Source organism: Streptomyces sp. M2CJ-2 (assembly GCF_016757295.1).
In the GTDB taxonomy this organism is placed as follows: domain Bacteria; phylum Actinomycetota; class Actinomycetes; order Streptomycetales; family Streptomycetaceae; genus Streptomyces.
Genome location: NZ_JAESIF010000014.1, coordinates 107591 through 127766, shown reverse-complemented (window position 1 = coordinate 127766; position 20176 = coordinate 107591). Strand labels below are relative to the sequence as shown.

Genomic DNA, 20176 nt, shown 5'->3' with positions numbered 1-20176 from the left:
AGGAAGAGCAAGCAGCGTGTGCCGTGAGGGGGGCAGGCGGATGAGTGAGGACACCGAGCAAGTGCCGGCGCCGGCCCACGAGCCGGGGCAGCCCAGATCAATTTCTCGTAAAACCGCTTATCCGGAGCTAACGGGCGAGGTGGCTATGGTAGGGGCTCCACTGGACACCACCAGAGCCGACAGGGGAGGTGCGGCTGCGCCCGGGGATCGGGGCGGAGTGCTGAGGCGCTTCCTCGGATCGGCGGGTAGGCCGAAATCCGTGAACGACACCGCTGCTGACCATGTCCACGCCGCTGAGCCGGCCCAGACCGCGAGCTTCTCCACCGACGCGGACGGGCAGGCGTGGACTCCGCCCACCTGGGAGGAGATCGTCAGCACGCACAGCGGCCGGGTCTACCGGCTCGCCTACCGTCTCACCGGTAACCAGCACGACGCGGAGGACCTCACCCAGGAGGTCTTCGTCCGCGTCTTCCGCTCGCTGTCGACGTACACCCCGGGCACCTTCGAGGGCTGGCTGCACCGCATCACCACCAACCTCTTCCTGGACATGGTGCGCCGTAAGCAGCGGATCCGGTTCGACTCGCTGGGCGACGACGCGGCCGAGCGGCTGCCCAGCAAGGAGCCCACTCCCCAGCAGGTCTTCCACGACACCCACTTCGACGCGGACGTCCAGCAGGCCCTCGACACCCTCGCTCCGGAGTTCCGCGCCGCGGTCGTCCTCTGCGACATCGAGGGGCTGTCGTACGAGGAGATCGCCGCGACCCTCGGCGTCAAGCTCGGCACGGTCCGGTCCCGGATCCACCGCGGTCGATCCCAGCTGCGCAAGGCCCTCGCTCACCGCTCGCCCCAGGCGCGCGCGGAGCGCCGCTCCTTCGTGCCGCGTGTTCCCGCACTGGGAGGAGGGGGCACGAGCGCGTGAGCGGATCACGGCCGAAACCTGCCGAGGGACACCTCGCAGAGCAGCACCTGGGAGACCGACTCTCCGCCCTGGTGGACGGAGAGCTCGGTCATGACGCGCGCGAGCGCGTACTGGCACACGTCGCCACCTGCGCGAAGTGCAAAACGGAGGTGGACGCGCAGCGCCGCCTGAAGAACGTCTTCGCGAAGGCGGCCCCGCCGCCGCCCTCCGAGAGCTTCCTGGCCCGCCTCCAGGGCCTGCCTGCGGGCGGTGACCTCGGAGGTGGCTCGCCGCTGGGCGGAGGAGGACTGCCGGGCGACCCGTCCGGGCCGCACGGCCGGATCTCCGGAGTCTTCGGGAGCGGCAGTCGTGACGAGCGGTTCGAGTTCGCCTACGCGCCCTCCCGCCGGCATGCTCCGCTGCCGGCGTCCCCGGCGGGCGCGATCGGAGTCGACCGGGGTTTCCGCATCCATGACGTCGGTCGGCCGGAGCCGGACCGGCCCGCCTCGCGCGGGCTGCGGTTCGCCGCCGCTGCCGCCGGAGCGGTGTCGCTGGCCGCGATCGCCCTCGGCGGTGTCGCCGGTGTAGCGCCCACCGACACGGTGGCCCGTGGCTCGGGCAACGGCAGCAATGTGACTCCGATGCGCACCCAGGGCAGCGCGGCGGCGACGGCGCCCGACTCCCAGCGGCGCCGAGGCACCGCACCGTCGGTCGGTCAGCCGCAGGTACAGAGCGCCCCGGGCGACGCTCCGGCACAGGCCTCCGCGCCGTTGCTTCCCGGGGTGCCGCCGCCCGCCCACCGGCACCACAGTGCCCTGGCAGCCCCGGTCATGGCCGACGCGGCCCTGGTGTCCCCGCTGATACCGCCGCTCAGCACGGCCCCGCCGCTCGTGCTGTCCGCGTGGGAGACGACCTCCGGGCTCGTGGCACCCGGTTCGCTCCCCACCGCGCCCACGGCTCCCGGTTCCACGGTCGGTGCGACCGCGTCTCCGGCCCCCACCGTGTCCTCGGCGGCCTCGGCGGCCTCGGCTTCATCGGCGTCCTCCCGCATGCTCCGCTGACCTGTGCACCGACCCCGTCCGCTGCGCACGGGCGTGCGAACCTGATTGAATCCAGGTGGCGCGCCCAGGCCGACTGCAGCCGGGTGCCGGACCGGCTCTGACGCGCGGAGGCGTACGGAGCCACGGAGTCGACGATCTGCGGCCAGCTGTGGGGAGAGCATGAACGAGGGGAAGCTCACGAAGGCGGGCCCGACGGGGGAGCAGGAGGGGCCCGCCGAGTCGGGAGCGGCCGGAGCCACCCCGCCCGAGGCGGCGAACCGGTACGCGGGGCCCGGCGGGGAGCGTGCGCGGGACGCCGACGGAGACTTCGAACTCGCGCGGCCCGCCACACCTGCGGACACCCCCGGGGGCGACTACGAACTGCACCGACCCCTGAGCGCCGAGGCCACGGAAGTCACGGAGGCCGGTGAGGCAGCGGCGGCAGGCCGCCTTGCCGGGGCCGTCGAGCCCGCGGGGGCCGGATACGGCGTGGGGCAGACCGAGCGACCCCGGCCGCTGCACGACCCCGACCCTTACAGCACCCCGCCGTACGGTGAGCCGGGCCCCTGGGCGCCGGCGCCCCCGGTTCAGCATCCGGCGGCGACTCCCGCGCAGGGCACGGCGGCCCCGCCCCCGGTGCGGCAACCGGCGTCGGACATGCCGGCGCCCGGCGCGCCCGCCCCGGCCGCCGCCGCTCCCGTCGCTCCCACCGTGCTCGAGCCCGGCGCCCCGGACGCGAGCCACACCGCACCCGCGCCCCCGGCCGCCTCCGACACGGACGCCACGGCGGCAGCCGACCCCTGGCAGCGTTACGACCCCTGGGCGGCGCCCGCTGCCGGGGCGAGCGCGCCGTTGCAGCAGACCGGGGTCGCGGAGCCCACGAAGGACCAGCGGCGCAAGCGCGCCCGGAGGAAGCTCATCGGCCTCATGCTGGTGGTCGCGCTCGCCGTCGGCGGCGTCGGCGGAATCGTGGGCGCCCATCTGGAGCGCAACGGCGGTGTGGGCGCCGTGGAACTGCCACAGGCCGGGGAGGAGCCCGCCGGGCGGGAACCGGGGAGCATCGCCGGGATCGCCGCGCAGGCACTGCCCAGCGTCGTCACCCTGCACGTCAGCGGCGCCGCGTCGGCGGGCACCGGTACCGGGTTCGTGCTCGACGACCGCGGGCACATCCTGACCAACGACCATGTCGTGCAGCCCGCCGGAAGCGACGGCGAGATCACCGTCACCTTCCACAGCGGCGACACCGCGAAGGCCACGCTCGTCGGCCGGGACAGCGGCTACGACCTCGCCGTGGTGAAGGTCAAGGGCGTCAGCGGACTGGACCCCCTGCCCCTCGGCAACTCGGACAACGTGCGGGTGGGCGATCCCGTCATCGCCATCGGCGCCCCCTTCGACCTGGCCGGCACGGTCACCGCCGGCATCATCAGCGCGCGGGAACGCCCCATCACGGCGGGCGGTGGGCGGGGCGACGGCAGCGACGTGTCGTACGTCGACGCCCTGCAGACCGACGCGCCGATCAACCCCGGCAACTCCGGCGGCCCCCTGCTCGACGCCCAGGCCCGCGTGATCGGCATCAACTCCGCCATCCGCTCCGCCGGCAGCGGTGGCGACGAGGGGGAGAGCGGCCAGGCGGGTTCCATAGGGCTCGGGTTCGCCATCCCCGTCAACCAGGGCAAGCGCGTCGCCGAGGAACTGATCAACACCGGTAAGGCGACCCACCCGGTGATCGGCATCACCCTGGACATGGACTACGCCGGTGACGGCGCCCGCGTCGGCACCAGGGGCAGCGACGGCGGGCCCCCGGTCAGCACCGGCGGCCCCGGAGCCAAGGCCGGGATCAAGGCCGGCGACGTCATCACGAAGGTCGACGGCCGACGCGTCCACTCGGGTGAGGAACTCATCGTCAAGACCCGCGCCCACCGCCCCGGGGACCGGCTGGAGCTCACCCTGGAACGGGACGGCGAGGAGCGGGAGGTCTCGCTGGTGCTCGGATCCTCCGACGGTGACTGAGCGGGGCGGCGACCGAGGCGTACCGCACGCCACGAGAAGGCGAACGGGCGGGGAAGAGCCCCCGCCGCACGCGCCCGGAAGCCGCGGGACAGTACCGGTCGTACGGGGCGGCGGGTACCGTGGATCCGGCCCGGACCACGGAGGACCGCACGGACGCACGGATGTACGGGCGCACGGACGAACCGACGCACCGACCACCGAGGGCCGAGGGCCGAGGACCGAGAACATCGCAAGGAGCTTCAGGTGTTCAATGACATAGGACCGCTCGAGCTGGTGACGCTCGTCGTCCTCGCCGTGCTCGTCTTCGGTCCGGACAAGCTCCCCAAGGTCATCCAGGACGTGAGCAGGACGATCCGGAAGATCCGCGAGTTCTCGGACAGTGCCAAGCAGGACATCCGCGAGGAACTCGGCCCGGAGTTCAAGGACTTCGAATTCGAGGACCTCAACCCCAAGACGTTCATCCGCAAGCAGCTGGACAGCGACGAGCTGGGGCTCAAGGAGATCCGCAGCGGCTTCGACCTGAAGAAGGAGATGGCCGACGTCACGGACGCCGTCCACGGCCGGGACTCCACGTCGTCCTCTGCCGCGGCTGCCGCTTCCTCTGTGTCCTCTGTGTCCTCTGTGTCCTCTGGGGGCGGCCGCATCGACATGACGAAGAAGCCCGAGCCGTCGGCCGCCGACGACCGCCCGCCCTTCGACGCGGACGCCACCTGAGGCACACCCTGCGCGGATGCGCGGACACGCGGAGGCACAGCCCCCGCGCACGTGACGCGTTTCATACTCCGCAGGGGCCCCGCACGGCCTGAACCGGACATCCAAGCGGCCCACGCGCCGGGCGCTTTCCCCGGCCCGCACCGACGAGGTGGCTATGCTGCCCCAGTTGTTGTGCGGTCCGGACGAGTACGCCCGAAGGGGGGCGGGCCGCCCCCGGTCCGACCAGAGCGAGGAGGCGTCCGGGCATGGAGACGACGAGTCGGGCAGTCGCACAGGCGACGGCCGCGAAGGACGGAGGACACGCCCCCTCCGCCTGGCGTACGGTCGACGGCTACCTGCGCGCACCCTTTCCCTGGTACGGCCTCGACGAGGCGTTCACGGGGCGGCGCTGGCTGATGCAGGTCGGCGCCACGGCCGACGGGGTCGTCGAGCACGGGTCGATCGGGCACGGCGACGAGCCCTCGGTGCGCAGCGAGTACACGGCCGGGAACGGCCAGGAGGTCAAGGAGAAGTTCGCGGTCGCCGTGACCGTGGCCGCCAACCCGGTGCGCCGCAGCGCGGACGGCACCGGCCTGCTGGAGGCCACCTCGGTGTCCTCCGCCGCCTGGCTCGCCGGTGTGGGGCTGCTGTCGTTCACCTGGCCGGGCCAGATGGACCACTCCCTGCGCGACGACTGGCTGGAGCAGCAGACGGAGACGGCCTGGGTGCTCGCGGACGACCTCGCCGGACCGGACTGGTCGATGCTGTCCCTCCCCGTGGACGGGGTGCCGACGCCCTTCCACTACCGGGAGTCCGAGTTCGGCTGGGTGCTCGCGGGATCGACGCAGGCGGGTGTGCACGTCGGCGCGTACGGCAGGGGCATGAGCGCGTACGGCCTGGGCTTCGCCGTGGTCAAGGACATCAGCGCCTACGCGGGGACCTGAGCCGCGGACCGTGCGGACGTCCCGTACGGACCCGTGCGGCCGCCCGCACGGCGAAGGGCGCCGCCCCGAAGGACGGCGCCCCCCTCATGTGAGTGCGCTGCGGCTGCTCCCGGCCCCTTTGCGGGCCGCTGGAGCGCTCAGAACTTGTTGCGCGGTGTGATGCCCAGCGACAGGCCCGCCAGGCCGCGCTGGCGGCCGCCGAGCTTGCCGGCGATCGAGCGGAGCGCCGAACCGGCGGGGGAGTCCGGGTCGGACAGCACGACCGGCTTGCCCTCGTCGCCGCCCTCGCGCAGACGCACGTCGATGGGGATGGAGCCGAGCACCGGGACCTCGGCGCCCGTGGTCCGGGTCAGCCCGTCGGCCACCGACTGGCCGCCGCCGGTGCCGAAGACGTCGACCATCTCGTCGCAGTGCGGGCACGGCAGACCGGACATGTTCTCGACCACACCGACGATCTTCTGGTGGGTCTGCACGGCGATGGAACCCGCCCGCTCGGCCACCTCGGCCGCCGCCTGCTGAGGCGTGGTGACGACCAGGATCTCGGCGTTCGGGACCAGCTGGGCGACCGAGATCGCGATGTCACCGGTGCCCGGGGGCAGGTCGAGCAGGAGCACGTCCAGGTCGCCCCAGTACACGTCCGCCAGGAACTGCTGCAGCGCGCGGTGCAGCATCGGGCCGCGCCACACGACCGGCGCGTTGCCCGGGGTGAACATGCCGATGGAGATGACCTTCACGCCGTGCGCGGACGGCGGCATGATCATGTTCTCGACCTGGGTCGGACGCCCGTCGGCACCCAGCATGCGCGGCACGGAGTGACCGTAGATGTCGGCGTCCACGACGCCCACCTTGAGCCCGTCGGCCGCCATCGCCGCCGCCAGGTTCACCGTCACCGACGACTTGCCGACACCGCCCTTGCCGGAGGCGACCGCGTACACCCGGGTCAGGCTGCCCGGCTTGGCGAACGGCACCTCGCGCTCGGCCTGGCCGCCCCGCAGGGCGTTCGCCAGCTCCTTGCGCTGCTCGTCGCTCATCACGTCCAGCGTGACGTCGACGCGGGTCACGCCCTCGACCCCGGCGACCGCGTCCGTCACCCGCTGCGTGATGGTGTCCCGCATGGGGCAGCCGGAGACCGTCAGGTACACGGCGACCGCGACCGCACCGTCCGCACCGATCTCCACAGATTTGACCATGCCGAGCTCGGTGATGGGCCGGTTGATCTCCGGGTCGTTCACCGTCGCCAGTGCTTCGCGCACCGCGTCTTCCGTAGCCATGATGTCGATGGTACGGCGCCCGGTACATTCCCCGGTAAGCCCGTCAGTGGTCGTCTGCGTCACGTCCCGGAGGCCGTTGCGCCCGCATCGCGGGGAACGAGCCGTGGTGGTCCCGGTGTCCGTTGTGGCGTTCCTCCAGTTCCTTCGCCACGTCCTGCAGTTCCGAGCGGATCCAGTCCCGCGTCGCGACCTCTCCGAGTCCGATCCGCAGGGCGGCGATCTCCCGGGTCAGGTACTCGGTGTCCGCGATCGACCGCTCGCCCTGCTTGCGGTCCTGCTCCAGGTTGACCCGGTCGCGGTCGTCCTGCCTGTTCTGCGCGAGCAGGATCAGCGGGGCGGCGTAGGAGGCCTGGAGGGACAGCATCAGGGTCAGGAAGATGAACGGGTACTCGTCGAAGCGCAGTTCCTTCGGCGCGGACACGTTCCACACCAGCCACACGATGATGACGACCGTCATCCAGACGATGAACCGCCCGGTGCCCAGGAAGCGCGCGATCCGTTCCGACAGCCGCCCGAAGGCCTCCGGGTCCCACTCGGGCAGGAGCCGGCGCCGAGGGGCGCGCGGCTGGTCCAGTCGGGGTGTACGCGGGCGCCCGGCGGCCGTGGCGCCCGCCGGCAGGCGCTCGCGCCCGCCCTCTCGCTCAGGAGCCATCGGTCACCACCCCGTCGCCGTCCTCGGCGTCCCTGCCGTTCGTTTCGTCAGTGTCGCGCGCTCTGTCGCTGTCGTTGTCGGCGTCGTTGCTGTCGTTGCTGTCGTTGCTGTCGTCGTCCAGATGGAACTCGGTCTCCCGCCAGTCCTCGGGCAGCATGTGGTCCAGCACGTCGTCCACCGTCACCGCGCCCAGCAGCGCGCCCGCCTCGTCGACCACGGGCGCCGCCACCATGTCGTACGTGGCGAAGAACCCGGCGACCACGGGGAGCGCCGCCTCCGGCTCCAGCGGCTGCAGGTCGTCGTCGAGGATCGAGCCGACCAGGGTGTACGGAGGGTCGCGCAGCAGGCGTTGGAAGTGGACCGTGCCCAGGTACTTGCCGGTCGGGGTCTCCTCCGGCGGCCGGCAGACGTAGACCTGGGCCGCGTGCGCCGGGGACAGATCGGGGTTGCGGATGCGGGCCAGCGCGTCGGCGACGGTCGCGTCGGGCCTCAGCACGATCGGCTCGGTCGTCATCAGACCGCCCGCGGTGTGCTCCTCGTACGACATCAGGCGCCGCATGTCGGCCGCGTCCGCGGGCTGCATCAGGCTGAGCAGCCGCTCCTTGTCCGCCTCGGGCAGTTCGGAGAGCAGGTCGGCGGCGTCATCGGGGTCCATGGCCTCCAGGACGTCGGCGGCGCGCTCCTCCTTCAGCTTGCCGAGGATCTCCACCTGGTCGTCCTCGGGCAGCTCCTCCAGCACGTCCGCCAGGCGGTCGTCGTCCAGGGCGGCGGCGACCTCGGCGCGGCGCTTGGGGGAGAGGTGGTGCAGGACGTTGGCCAGGTCGGCGGGGCGCAGCTGCTCGAAGGTGGCGAGCAGGTTCTCGGCGCCCTGCCCCTTCTCCTCCAGGGAGAAGCCGGTGACCGCGGACCACTCGACGGTCAGTGTCTCCCCCTTGCCGCGCCGAAACGTTCCGCCCTTCCTGCCCTTGCGGACGAACACCCGGTCGATCTCCCATTCCCGACGGGCCGGCAACTGATGCACCGACAGGTCGAGGACGGTGACCTCCTCACCGGTCTCCACCAGCGTCACCCTGCGGTCCAGGAGCTCACCGAAGACGAGCCGCTCGGTGGGCCGCTGCTCGAAGCGCCGGACGTTGAGCACACCGGTGGTGATGACCTGACCGGACTGCACGGCGGTCACCCGGTTCATGGGCAGGAAGATGCGGCGCCGGCTGGGGAGTTCGACCACCAGGCCGAGCAGCCTCGGTGGACGGCGGCCGACCCGCAGCATGACGACCAGGTCGCGCACGCGTCCCACCTGGTCGCCGGCCGGATCGAAGGCGGCGACGCCGGAGAGGTGCGAGACGAAGATCCGGGGGGCGCCCGCTGCCATGGCGGCGGCTCCTTTTCGTACGGGGTCGTGCCGTGCGTGGTGCTGCTTGCTCTGGTCCTGTCTCTTCCTGTCTCTTCCTGTCTTCGGGGTCCGGTGCCCTGCTCAAGTGGGTTTCAGGCTAGCCCGTCCTGATCGTCGATGCCCGAGGGCCAGTCCGGACGGACTGCCTCCGCCCGGGCCGTACGGCCCCGGTAATCTGCGGTACGCCGTTCAGGTCCCCATCAGAGAGGCAGCGCAACCTGTGACTCCGATCTCCCAGGGCCGGTCCCGCACCGCCGCGCTGGCGCGTGCCGTGTGCGTGCTGCTCGTGACCGGAATGACGCTCACGGGATGCTCCGAGGAAGTGGATCCGAACGAGGGCACCAACGGTGTCGGCAGACTGACCGCCGACGAGATCCAGAAGAGAACCCTGACGGCCGCCACATCGGTCGAGACCGTGCGGCTGCACGGAAGCGTGGTCACCAGCGGGAGCACCTACAAGCTCGACATGCGGCTCAAACCCGAGGGCGGCATCGGTTCGGTCACCGCCGGAGGGCAGACGTTCCGGCTGCTGAAGGTCGACGACGAGCTCTTCCTGAAGGCCGACGCGGATTTCTGGGCGAACGGCAAGGGCGACAAGGGCGCCACGGAGGGCGAGGCCGCGGGCGACGAGGGCGGCGGCACGTCGGACACGGCGGCGGCCGGCAAGCTCGCCGAGAAGTACGTGAAGGTGCCGGAGGACGATCCGTCGTACAAGAAGTTCATCGGCTTCGCGGACAAGGACGTCCTCCTCGGCGCGCTGCTGACCCTGCACGGCAAGCTGGCCACGGACGGTCACCACGAGCAGGGGGGCGTCCGGTGCATCCGCATCGCCGGCGACCAGGGCTCCGGCGGCACCCTGGACGTCTCCCTGGAGGGCAAGCCGTATCCCCTGCGCCTGGTACGGGCCGGCAAGGCGGGCACCCTCACCTTCTCGGCCTGGGGCAGTGACTTCGCCCTGGAGAAACCGGCCGAGAGCGAGACCCTGGACTACGGCGCACAGCTCCCGGCCTCGTAGCCGCGGCAGGATCCGCCGGACAGGCCCTAACGGCGCTTCTTCGGGCTCCGCCTGCCCGCCAGCAGCCGGGGCAGGCCCGCGGGGAGCGGACGCCGGGTCGTCACCGGGGTCGGCAGCGGGGGGCCGGCCAGCGAGCCGTCGGGCAACGGCGCCGTCGCCCCGGTCGGCTCCAGGCGCAGGACGCGGCACTCACGGGCCCAGCGCTCCGTCATCGCCTCGCCGTCAGGTGCGTTGAGGCGCTTGCCCTTGAGCACGGCGACCGCCGCGTCCCACTCCTCGGAGCCGGACGGCAGCTCCACGACCTTCGCTGCCCAGGAGACCAGCCGACCGCCCTTGTCCTTGCTGCGCACCGTCACCTCGGCCGACACTCCGTCGGCCAGCCCCGGCAGCGGCTGCTCCCCGGGCCCGTCGCCGACCAGGCACATCGCACCCTCGTGCCACACGTGCCACAGCGGCCGGGCCGGGGCGCCGGGCCCCTCGACCCAGACGAGGCCGGACTTCTTCGTGGCCTCCTCGATGAGGGCCCGGTCGAACAGCGCACTGGTCGCACTTGTCATGGTGCCCAGCCTATCCAGGGCCCGCTCGGGGGCGGGGCTTCTGCCGGGGCCGGCCGTCCCCTCAGAGCCAGCCGTTGCGCTTCAGCGCGCGGTGGATGCCCAGACAGAGGGCCACCGTGACGCCGAGGACGAGCGGATAGCCGTACTTCCAGTGCGTCTCCGGCATGTAGTCGAAGTTCATGCCGTACACCCCGCAGACCATCGTCGGCACGGCGATGATGGCGGCCCACGAGGTGATCTTGCGCATGTCCTCGTTCTGCGCCACGGACGCCTGCGCGAGATTGGCCTGGAGGATGGAGTTGAGCAGCTCGTCGAAGCCGATCACCTGCTCGTGCACCCGGGCCACGTGGTCGGCGACGTCCCGGAAGTACTTCTGGATCTCCGGGTCGACCAGCCGCATCGGCCGCTCGCTGAGCAGCTGCATGGGCCGCAGCAGCGGCGACACCGCCCGCTTGAACTCCAGCACCTCGCGCTTGAGTTGGTAGATCCGGCCGGCGTCCGTGCCGCGCGGGGTGCCGCCCCGGCCCGGCGAGAACACCTCCGTCTCCACCTCGTCGATGTCGTCCTGCACCGCGTCGGCGACCGCGATGTAACCGTCGACGACATGGTCGGCGATGGCGTGCAGGACGGCCGAGGGGCCCTTGGCCAGCAGTTCGGGGTCCTCCTGGAGACGGTGCCGCAGGGCCCGCAGGGAGCCCTGGCCGCCGTGCCGGACGGTGATGAAGAAGTCCCGGCCGGTGAAGCACATCACCTCGCCGGTCTCGACGACCTCGCTGCTGGAGCTGAGCCGGTCGTGGTCGAGGTAGTGGATGGTCTTGAAGACCGTGAAGAGCGAGTCGTCGTAGCGCTCCAGCTTGGGCCGCTGATGGGCCTGGACCGCGTCCTCCACGGCCAGCGGATGCAGACCGAACTCGCGTGCGATACCGGCGAATTCGTCCTCGGTCGGCTCGTGCAGGCCGATCCACACGAAGCCCGAGTCGCGGCGTACCAGGCGCATCGCCTCCTGCGGGGTGAGCGGGCTCTCGGTGGCCACGCGCCGGCCGTCGCGGTAGATGGCGCAGTCGACGACCGCGGTGGTCGTCGCCGGGTCGCGGGTGCTGTCGTAGGGGGCGCTGCTCTCCTTGCGCGGCGAGACACGGGAGGGACGGACCACGGCGCGCAGGTCGCGGATCATCGACAAGGCGGGCTCCTTCGCGAAACGGGCAACGAAAGGCGCCGGTACGACGGGTGGAACCACCCGGAATGGGGACGTCCTGACCAGGGATTCTCCCTGCCTCCGAGAAGAGTTGAGGCGCAGGATGTTTGGCACGTCCACAAAGCGGGGAGCACCGAACCGTCGCGGTGGCGAGTTCCGTCGCTGACACAGCTACTGGGGCAGATCAGGCACAACGAAACGAGATGCTCTTCCGGTGAAGACGCGATGGTGAGGGGGCAGCCGGTACGGAGCGGCTACGTCAGCGGGTGGAAGAGCGGGTGCTACTGCACGGTCGACTTCGGTCCATGCCAGCCCCACCTCCTCCGGCCGGTCCCTCGTGAGGGACGATCCTCATCCCCTGAGGGGATTCAGGGGAGTCCCCCGTGGGGGGAAGCGTCACATCGGGGCTCGGGACGCGGACCGACTCTCCCAGCGCACTGAGGCGATGCCCTGAAGTGAGGTCCTCAAGGTCTGGGCGGTGCCTGGGCGGCCTCCTGCGTGCTGCCCCGAACCACCGGGCCAGGGTAGCAGCCGGCCGATGTGTCAAGGCGCCGCTTCGCCTGCTACCGGCGAGTTCTATGCTCGCCGCATGGCTGATGTTCTTCCTCTGGTCGAGGCCCGGTTGCTTACGGCTCTGGGCGAACCGGACGCACGCGCGGCGGTCACCTTCCTGGGTACGGACCGCTTCGAGGTGCTGCGTTTCCGTGAGGGCGACATCGTGCGCTACGCCACCCTCGGCATGTCCGCGCAGCCCATGGCCGACCCCACGGCGGTGGTCGCGGACCCGGTCGCGGGCCCGCGCGTGGAGCTGCTGCTGTCCGTACGGGCCGGTCTCGCCGACACCGACAAGGTGCTCCGTCCGCTCGCCGTGCTCGCGGCGTCCCCGCAGGTCGAGGGCGTGGTCGTGGCCCCCGGGGCCTCCCTCGACGTCGGTGAACCGCTGTGGCCCGGGGCCCCGTTCACCTCGGTGCTGGTCGCCGAGCCGGGCGGTCTGGTGGAGGACCTGGAGCTCGACGGGCCCCTGGAGCCCGTACGGTTCCTGCCGCTGCTGCCGATGACTCCGAACGAGGCGGCCTGGAAGCGGGTGCACGGCGCCCAGGCGCTCCAGGAGCGCTGGCTGGCCCGGGGCACGGATCTGAGGCATCCCGCCCGTGCCTCCGTCCCGCTGGAGTGAGCAAGCTCACCTCCGTCCTCGTCGTCAACTGGCCCTTTCCCGGCCGACGTTGACGGGAGGGCGCAGGGTCCGGTCCGGACCGGTGGACCGGACCGGACGACCGGACGGGCCGAGTGGGGAGCGTCCGGTTCCGGGTGACCGGTTCGGTCCGGACGGGTGATCGTCCTTGACGTGACGGTGCGGGGGTAGGACCGTGGGGCCCTATGAGGGGCGAACCCAGTTGCCCGAAGTGTGGTGGCCGGGTCAGGGCTCCCGGCCTCTTCTCCGATGCGTGGCAGTGCGCTGTGCACGGCGTGGTGCATCCGGTCCAGCCCGTGATACCGCCGAGCGTCGACGCCCTCAACGTCGTCGTGCAGCGCACCCGGGTGCCGGTGTGGATGCCGTGGCCGCTGCCGGTGGGCTGGCTGTTCACCGGCGTGGCCTCGGCGGGTGACGACCGCAGCGGCGGCCGGGCCACCGCCGTCGCCTGCACCGGGCCCGGACCGCTCGGCGGCATGGGCGAACTCGTCCTCGTGGCCGAGGAACTGGGCGTCGGGCTGGGCTCGCGGTACGCGGGCGTCGACGGCCCGGACCCCGGCCCGTACCTGGACGTCGAGAAGCCCGCCGGCACCAAGGTGCTGGCCGCCGGCCGGCCGACCCCGCTCTGGCACGTCTCCAAGGCGCCGGACGACCGGGCGGTCTTCGCGGGCGAGGCGCTCGGGATGTGGCTGTGGGCGGTGCTCTGGCCCGAGCAGTCCGGGCTCCTGATGTACGACGAGCTGGTCCTCACCGACCTCCGGGACGCCGGGGCCGAGGTGGAACTGGTGCCCTGCGGGGCGTTGTCGCCGCGGCTGATGGAGACGAGACCGTAGGTCCTGTGGGGCCGGCGTGCGGTAGGGGGCACAGGGCGGGTTCGGGTGTGACAGGGGCGTTCGAAAATACGGTTATCCTGAGGCGTCCCTGTCCGTCGGCCACCGCTTGGAGCAACGCGTCGTGCGTATCGATCTGCACACCCACTCCACCGCGTCCGACGGTACGGACTCCCCGGCCGACCTGGTCCGCAAGGCCGCCGCTGCCGGTCTCGACGTCGTCGCGCTGACCGACCACGACACCACCCGCGGTCACGCCGAGGCCCTCGCCGCGCTCCCCGCGGGGCTCACGCTGGTGACCGGCGCCGAGCTCTCCTGCCGGCTCGACGGTGTCGGCGTGCACATGCTGGCCTACCTCTTCGACCCCGCGGAGCCGGCCCTGCTCGCCGAACGCGAGCTGGTCCGGGACGACCGGGTGCCGCGGGCCCGGGGCATGGTCGCCAAGCTGAACGCCCTGGGCGTGCCCGTCACCTGGGAGCAGGTCGCGAGGATCGCCGGCGACGGCTCGGTGGGCCGCCCGCATGTGGCCACCGCACTCGTCGAACTGGGCGTGGTGGCGAGCGTGGATGACGCGTTCACCCCCCAGTGGCTGGCCGACGGCGGCCGGGCCCACATGGAGAAGCACGAGACGGACCCCTTCGAAGCGCTCCGGCTGATCAAGGGTGCGGGCGGGGTCGCGGTGTTCGCCCACCCGGCCGCCGCCAAGCGCGGCCGGACCGTACCGGAGTCCGTGCTGGCCGAGCTGGCCGAGGCCGGCCTCGACGGCATCGAGGTCGACCACATGGACCACGATCCCGGGACCAGGGCGCGACTGCGGGGCCTCGCGAAGGAACTGGGACTGCTGGTGACCGGGTCCAGCGACTACCACGGCAGCCGGAAGAGCTGTGAGCTCGGCGAGTTCACGACGGACCCCGAGGTGTACGGCGAGATCACGCGGCGCGCGACCGGCGCGTTCCCGGTGCCGGGGGCCGGCGGCGCCTGAGTCCCACGGCCGTACGCCCTGCCCGCTCCTCCGGCTCGTCACCCCTGGTCGGGGCGTCGACGCCCTTCTCCCCCCCGGCTCACTCCTCGAGTCTCTTTCCTTGAGCGCTCCGCGCTCGCTCGTTCTCAGCAAGGCACTCATGTTCGACGTCGCCGTCTTCGGCTCCCTCTTCCTGACCCTTTTCGTCATCATGGATCCCCCGGGGATCACCCCGATCTTCCTGGCCCTGACCGCGGGGCGGCCCGCCAAGGCGCAGAAACGGATGGCCTTCCAGGCCGTCTGCGTGGCCGGTGGAGTGATCGTCCTGTTCGGGCTGGTCGGGCAGCAGATCCTCGACTACCTGCACGTGTCCGTGCCCGCGCTGATGATCGCGGGCGGGCTGCTGCTTCTGCTGATCGCGCTCGACCTGCTCACCGGCAAGACCGACGAGCCCCAGCAGACCAAGGACGTCAACGTCGCGCTGGTCCCGCTCGGCATGCCCCTGCTGGCCGGTCCCGGGGCGATCGTGTCGGTCATCCTCGCCGTGCAGAAGGCGGACAGCGCGACCGCCCAGGTGTCGGTGTGGGCGGCGATCCTCGCCGTCCACGTCGTGCTGTGGCTGGTCATGCGGTACTCGCTGCTGATCATCCGGGTCATCAAGGACGGCGGGGTGGTCCTGGTGACGCGCCTCGCGGGCATGATGCTCTCCGCGATCGCCGTTCAGCAGATCATCAACGGAGTCACACAGGTGATCCAGGGCGGCTGACCGTCCCGCGGTGCGCGTCCGGAGTCATCGCGCGTCTCGCCTCGACGCGCGTCCCGCGTCATGAGGCGGGTGTGTCGGCCGGGCGGATCCACAGGCGCTGCCCGATGGCGGCGGCCTGCTGAACGATACGGTTGACGGAGGCGGCATCCACAACGGTGCTGTCCACGGCGGTGCCGTCGATGTCGTCGAGTCGCATGATTTCGAAGTGCAAGCACTTCTCCCTTCGTCTGGTCGTCCTCCTGAAGGAGAACCATGGGGTGGACGGCCACGGGCCGGACCGGCTCGTGTACCACCAGTGGTGAACGAGTTGCTCCCGGAAAATATTCCCTACGCTAAGGAAATGATTCGATCGACTAAAGATCGATCGAGTGTCGACGGACAAGTGCTCCGAAGGAGACCGGCCGGGACCGGTTGTGTTCGCACAGTGACCGCCAGGACAATAGAGATGATGAACGATGACCTCGCGGACCTGAACTCCCGTATCGACCGCACGAACGAGCTGCTCCAGCGCATGCTCGCCGAGGTGGCGAAGACGCCCTCGACGCACGCGATCTTCGTCGACGCCGGCTACCTGTACGCGGCGGCGGGGCGACTGGTGGCCGGGACGGAGGACCGCAGGGCCTTCGACCTCGATGCCGAGGGATTCATCGACGCGCTCATCGACCGGGCCCGCACCATCTTCGCGGACAGCAGGCTGCTGCGCGTCTACTGGTACGACGGGGCCCGGCGCCGCATCCACACCGCCGAGCAGCAGACCATCGCGGAACTCCCCGACGTCAAGGTCCGCCTCGGCAACCTCAACGCCAACAACCAGCAGAAGGGCGTCGACTCCCTGATCCGCTCCGACCTGGAGTCACTGGCCCGGCACCGAGCCATCAGCGACGCGGCCCTGCTGGGCGGCGACGAGGACCTGGTCCCGGCGGTCGAGGCCGCCCAGGGGTACGGCGCCCGCGTCCACCTCTGGGGCATCGAGGCCCCCGAGGGGCGCAACCAGGCCGAGCCCCTGCTCTGGGAGGTGGACAGCCAGCGCACCTTCGAACTCGACTTCTTCAAGCCGTACGTCTCCCGGCGCACGGCCCCCGCGTACGAGCCCGCGGCAGGCCGGCCCACCCGCGAGGACGTCCGCTTCGTCGGTGCGCAGATCGCCGCGAAGTGGCTCGCCGAACGGGGCCGGGACACGCTGGTGGAACTGCTGCCCGGCCACCCCTACCTGCCCGGCTCGGTCGACCAGGACCTGCTGGTGGAGGCCGAGGGCCTGCTGCAGTACTCCCTGCGCGGCCAGGCGGACCTGAGACGCGCCCTGCGCGACGGCTTCTGGTCCCACCTCCAGGCGCAGTACTGACGACACGCCTCCGGCGGTGTCAGTCGGATCAGCCGTGGTGCAGAGTGCCGTTGCCGTCGTCCTCGTCGTGGAGGCGGTCCCAGAAGGCGGCGAGGGCGTGTGCCGTGGGCGAGGGCCGGTCGACGTTGGGGGAGTGCTCGGCGCCGACGACGACCGTGCGGTGCGCGTTCAGCCGGGCGGCCATGGCGTCGAGGTCCGGTACCGGCCAGGCGTCGTCGTGCGCACCCGACAGCACATGGAACGGCAGGGGCACGGCGGCGAGTTCGGCGACCCGGTCCGGCTCCGTGCACAACTGCCTTCCTGTGGCCAGTAGTTGTGCAGGCCTGGTGGCCAACCAGCGGCGGCGCAGATGCTCCTGGCCACCGAGACCACGGGCGGGCCCGCCGACCTCCTCCGGCGGGCCCATGGCCAGGATCGCCTCCCAGCACTGCGCCATCGACATCTGGTCGAGCGCGTCCCGCAGCAGCTTCACGCGCTGCTCCTGGGAGACCGAGATCCGGGCGGGGCCCGACGAGATCAGGGTGAGCGAACGGAACGGGGAGTGGTCCTCGAGCACGGCCGCACGGGCGATCTGGCCGCCGAGCGAGTGCCCGACGAGGTGCAGTGGTGCGGCCGCGCCGAGCGCCTCCGCCTGCGCGAGCACGTCCCGTGCCAACTCGGCCTGGGCATAAGCGGACTCGTCGTCGGCGGGACCGTCCGACTCGTACTGTCCCCGCCCGTCCACGGCGACGCTGCGGTACCCGCGTGCGGCGAGCGGCCCGTGCAGCAGCGTGAAGTCCTCCTTGCTGCCCGTGAACCCGGGCAGTGCCAGCACGACCCCCTTCGGCTCGACCTCGTCGGCCGGTGGCACGTCGACGACGGCGAACTCCCCACGGGACGTGCGGAGCCGGTACGTCCGCGCGCCGGTGGGCGGGGCGGAGGCCGGGATCGGAGGGGGGAGGGAGGCGGGGGTGGGGTGGCCGGTCACAGGGTGAGGGTAGCGGGCAGCGGGGGCCGGCCGACGCCGACGGCCCGGCCCCACGGGTGTGGGACCGGGCCGTCGGGTGGTGCGTCAGGCCTCCGTGGGCTCCGCGGTGGCCGTCGCTGCGGTCTTGCGGGTGCGGCGGACCCGGGGCTTCGCCTCGGCCGCCTCCGCCTCCGGTGCGGCCTGCGCCGGGATGCCGGCCGCGGTCGTACCGGCCTCAGCGGCTTCGGTGGCCGCGGCGGTCTTGCGGGTGCGGCGGCGCGGCTTGGTTTCGGCGGCTTCGACGGTGTCGAGCGCGGCCGCGGCGGCCGCCGTCTTCCGGGTGCGCCGGGGCTTCGTCTCGGCCGCGGCGTCCACCGCGGCCTCCGGCTCCTGCACGGCGGTGGCCGCCTTGCGGGTGCGGCGGCGCGGCTTGGTTTCGGCAGCCTCGGTGGCCTCGGCCGTGTCCACGCCCGTCTCGGCCTTGGCGGCGGTCTTGCGGGTGCGGCGGACCCGGGGCTTCGCCTCGGCCGCCTCCGCCTCCGGCGCGGCCTGCGCCGGGATGCCAGCGGTGGTCGTACCGGCCTCAGCGGCTTCGGTGGTCGCGGCGACGGCCGTCTTCCGCGTCCTGGTGCGCCGGGGCTTCGCCTCGGTCGTCTCCGCGGCGGATTCGGTGGCGCCCTCGACGGTGTCCGCCACCGCCTCGGCCGCAGGAGCCGTAGCCACCGTGGCCTTGCGGGTCCGGCGGCGGCGCGGCGCCGCCGGGGCCTCCGCAGCCTCTCCGACCGCGCTGCCCCCGGCCGTCGCGACAGCCGCCTCGGCGGGCTCGACGTGCTCGGTGGACTGCCCGGACCCGGTGGACTCGACCGCGGTCACCGGGGTGGTCACCACCTCGGCGGCCGCCCCACCGCGTGTACGGCGACGACGGCGCGGGGTGCGGGGGGCCGTACCGGTGCCGGCCTCGTCGGCACCCTCGACGGCCGGGGCCGCCGGCTGCGCCGAGTCGTCCAGCGGGGTACCACCGCGTGTACGGCGCCGACGGCGCGGCGTACGGGCCGGACGCTCACGCTCGGAGTCGCCCCGGCCGCTCCGGTCGCCCCGGACCCCGCGCCCGCCGCGCGGGCCACGGCCGCCCGGCTCACCCAGGTCCTCCAGCTCCTCCGCGTCGAGCCCGGCGCGGGTGCGCTCCGAGCGCGGCAGGACACCCTTCGTCCCCTCGGGGATGCCGAGGTCGGTGTACAGGTGCGGGGAGGTGGAGTACGTCTCCGGCGGATCGCTGAAGCCCAGGTCCAGCGCCTTGTCGATCAGCTGCCAGCGCGGGATGTCGTCCCAGTCGACCAGCGTGATCGCCGTACCCTTCGCACCCGCGCGGCCCGTACGGCCGATGCGGTGCAGATACGTCTTCTCGTCCTCGGGCGACTGGTAGTTGATGACGTGCGTCACACCCTCGACGTCGATGCCGCGGGCTGCGACGTCGGTGCAGACCAGCACGTCCACCTTGCCGTTGCGGAAGGCGCGCAGCGCCTGCTCGCGGGCGCCCTGGCCGAGGTCGCCGTGGACCGCGCCGGAGGCGAAGCCGCGCTGCCCCAGCTGGTCGGCGAGGTCGGCGGCGGTGCGCTTGGTGCGGCAGAAGACCATGACCAGTCCCCGGCCGTCGGCCTGCAGTATCCGCGAGACCATCTCGGGCTTGTCCATGTTGTGCGCGCGGTAGACGAACTGCGTGGTGTTCGCGACCGTCGCGCCCTCGTCGTCCGGCGTGGTGGCGCGGATGTGCGTGGGCTGTGACATGTAGCGGCGGGCCAGCCCGATGACCGCGCCCGGCATGGTGGCCGAGAACAGCATGGTCTGGCGGCGCGCCGGAAGCAGGTTGATGATCTTCTCGACGTCGGGCAGGAAGCCCAGGTCGAGCATCTCGTCGGCCTCGTCGAGGACGAGGGCCTTGACGTGCTTCAGGTTCAGCTTCTTCTGCCCCGCCAGGTCGAGCAGCCGGCCCGGGGTGCCGACGATCACGTCGACGCCCTTCTTCAGGGCCTCGACCTGCGGCTCGTAGGCCCGGCCGCCGTAGATAGCGGTGACGCGCACATTACGCACCTTGCCGGCGGTCAGCAGGTCGTTGGTGACCTGTGTGCACAGCTCGCGGGTGGGGACGACGACCAGCGCCTGCGGGGTGTCGGTGAGGTCCTCGGGCTTCGCGCGCCCGGCCTCCACGTCCGCCGGGACGGTCACGCGCTCGAGGAGCGGAAGGCCGAAGCCGAGCGTCTTTCCGGTGCCGGTCTTGGCCTGGCCGATGACGTCCGTGCCCGACAGGGCCACGGGGAGCGTCAGCTCCTGGATGGGAAAGGGGGTGATGATGCCGACGGCTTCCAGGGCCTCGGCGGTCTCGGGGAGGATCCCGAGCTCTCGGAACGTAGTCAGGGTGCTGCCTCTTCTGTGTGCGCGGTGCGAGGCGAGCGCGGGGGGTCGTCTATGGACCG

At 72.0% G+C, this 20176-nt stretch carries 19 protein-coding genes; 11 read left to right on the top strand and 8 right to left on the bottom strand.

What is annotated here, in order from left to right:
- Nucleotides 1-217: 217 nt before the first annotated feature.
- The 5 genes from sigE to JL475_RS14270 all read left to right on the top strand — a co-directional run bounded on the left by sigE (nucleotide 218) and on the right by JL475_RS14270 (nucleotide 5585).
- Complete coding sequence (gene sigE, locus JL475_RS14290; protein ID WP_202277972.1) at nucleotides 218-919, top strand: RNA polymerase sigma factor SigE; 702 nt, start codon at nucleotides 218-220, stop codon at nucleotides 917-919.
- Nucleotides 916-1959, top strand: coding sequence for an anti-sigma factor (locus JL475_RS14285; RefSeq protein ID WP_202277971.1), 1044 nt, complete (start codon nucleotides 916-918; stop codon nucleotides 1957-1959). Before sigE ends, JL475_RS14285 begins: the two co-directional genes overlap by 4 nt.
- Before the next feature lie 159 nt (nucleotides 1960-2118).
- Nucleotides 2119-3948 carry a S1C family serine protease gene (locus JL475_RS14280; protein WP_202277970.1) on the top strand — a complete coding sequence of 610 codons (1830 nt, stop codon included), beginning with the start codon at nucleotides 2119-2121 and terminating at the stop codon, nucleotides 3946-3948.
- Nucleotides 3949-4191: 243 nt separating this feature from the next.
- On the top strand, nucleotides 4192-4662 hold the full coding sequence (locus tag JL475_RS14275; protein WP_202277969.1) for a sec-independent translocase: 471 nt from the start codon (nucleotides 4192-4194) through the stop codon (nucleotides 4660-4662).
- A gap of 245 nt (nucleotides 4663-4907) precedes the next feature.
- A complete protein-coding gene (locus JL475_RS14270; protein WP_202277968.1) occupies nucleotides 4908-5585 on the top strand; it encodes a hypothetical protein in 678 nt (225 codons plus the stop codon).
- A gap of 137 nt (nucleotides 5586-5722) precedes the next feature.
- Here JL475_RS14270 and JL475_RS14265 read toward each other — a convergent pair whose 3' ends face one another.
- From JL475_RS14265 to JL475_RS14255, 3 genes are read right to left on the bottom strand one after another with little or no spacing between them, the layout of a single operon-like run.
- On the bottom strand, nucleotides 5723-6856 hold the full coding sequence (locus JL475_RS14265) for an Mrp/NBP35 family ATP-binding protein (protein ID WP_202277967.1): 1134 nt from the start codon (nucleotides 6854-6856) through the stop codon (nucleotides 5723-5725).
- Between the two features lie 43 nt (nucleotides 6857-6899).
- The gene (locus JL475_RS14260) at nucleotides 6900-7508 is read right to left on the bottom strand and encodes a DUF1003 domain-containing protein (protein WP_202277966.1); all 609 of its coding nucleotides are present in this window, start codon (nucleotides 7506-7508) and stop codon (nucleotides 6900-6902) included.
- Nucleotides 7498-8880 (bottom strand): CBS domain-containing protein, encoded by a 1383-nt coding sequence (locus tag JL475_RS14255; protein ID WP_202277965.1) that lies wholly within the window; start codon nucleotides 8878-8880, stop codon nucleotides 7498-7500. Before JL475_RS14255 ends, JL475_RS14260 begins: the two co-directional genes overlap by 11 nt.
- Before the next feature lie 241 nt (nucleotides 8881-9121).
- On the opposite strand from JL475_RS14255, the gene JL475_RS14250 reads away from it, so the two are divergent.
- Complete coding sequence (locus JL475_RS14250) at nucleotides 9122-9916, top strand: hypothetical protein (protein WP_202277964.1); 795 nt, start codon at nucleotides 9122-9124, stop codon at nucleotides 9914-9916.
- Nucleotides 9917-9942: 26 nt separating this feature from the next.
- Here JL475_RS14250 and JL475_RS14245 read toward each other — a convergent pair whose 3' ends face one another.
- Both JL475_RS14245 and JL475_RS14240 read right to left on the bottom strand, forming a co-directional pair.
- Nucleotides 9943-10473 (bottom strand): hypothetical protein, encoded by a 531-nt coding sequence (locus JL475_RS14245; protein ID WP_202277963.1) that lies wholly within the window; start codon nucleotides 10471-10473, stop codon nucleotides 9943-9945.
- Between the two features lie 61 nt (nucleotides 10474-10534).
- On the bottom strand, nucleotides 10535-11653 hold the full coding sequence (locus JL475_RS14240) for a magnesium and cobalt transport protein CorA (RefSeq protein WP_202277962.1): 1119 nt from the start codon (nucleotides 11651-11653) through the stop codon (nucleotides 10535-10537).
- A gap of 604 nt (nucleotides 11654-12257) precedes the next feature.
- Between JL475_RS14240 and JL475_RS14235 the strand changes: the two genes are divergently transcribed.
- From JL475_RS14235 to JL475_RS14220, 4 genes are all read left to right on the top strand, one after another.
- A complete protein-coding gene (locus JL475_RS14235) occupies nucleotides 12258-12842 on the top strand; it encodes a suppressor of fused domain protein (protein WP_202277961.1) in 585 nt (194 codons plus the stop codon).
- Between the two features lie 203 nt (nucleotides 12843-13045).
- Nucleotides 13046-13693 carry a DUF6758 family protein gene (locus JL475_RS14230; RefSeq protein WP_202277960.1) on the top strand — a complete coding sequence of 216 codons (648 nt, stop codon included), beginning with the start codon at nucleotides 13046-13048 and terminating at the stop codon, nucleotides 13691-13693.
- Between the two features lie 121 nt (nucleotides 13694-13814).
- The gene (locus tag JL475_RS14225) at nucleotides 13815-14672 is read left to right on the top strand and encodes a PHP domain-containing protein (protein WP_202277959.1); all 858 of its coding nucleotides are present in this window, start codon (nucleotides 13815-13817) and stop codon (nucleotides 14670-14672) included.
- A gap of 139 nt (nucleotides 14673-14811) precedes the next feature.
- Nucleotides 14812-15417 (top strand): MarC family protein, encoded by a 606-nt coding sequence (locus tag JL475_RS14220; protein WP_202277990.1) that lies wholly within the window; start codon nucleotides 14812-14814, stop codon nucleotides 15415-15417.
- 58 nt (nucleotides 15418-15475) lie between these two features.
- On the opposite strand, the gene JL475_RS14215 is transcribed toward JL475_RS14220, so the two are convergent.
- Nucleotides 15476-15628, bottom strand: a complete 153-nt coding sequence (locus JL475_RS14215; protein ID WP_202277958.1) for a hypothetical protein — start codon at nucleotides 15626-15628, stop codon at nucleotides 15476-15478.
- Between the two features lie 237 nt (nucleotides 15629-15865).
- Between JL475_RS14215 and JL475_RS14210 the strand changes: the two genes are divergently transcribed.
- Nucleotides 15866-16759, top strand: coding sequence for an NYN domain-containing protein (locus JL475_RS14210; protein ID WP_202277989.1), 894 nt, complete (start codon nucleotides 15866-15868; stop codon nucleotides 16757-16759).
- 28 nt (nucleotides 16760-16787) lie between these two features.
- Here the strand turns inward: JL475_RS14210 and JL475_RS14205 are convergent, their stop codons facing one another.
- A complete protein-coding gene (locus JL475_RS14205; protein ID WP_307825048.1) occupies nucleotides 16788-17726 on the bottom strand; it encodes an alpha/beta hydrolase in 939 nt (312 codons plus the stop codon).
- 84 nt (nucleotides 17727-17810) lie between these two features.
- Nucleotides 17811-20015, bottom strand: coding sequence for a DEAD/DEAH box helicase (locus tag JL475_RS14200; RefSeq protein ID WP_307825047.1), 2205 nt, complete (start codon nucleotides 20013-20015; stop codon nucleotides 17811-17813).
- Nucleotides 20016-20176: the final 161 nt, after the last annotated feature.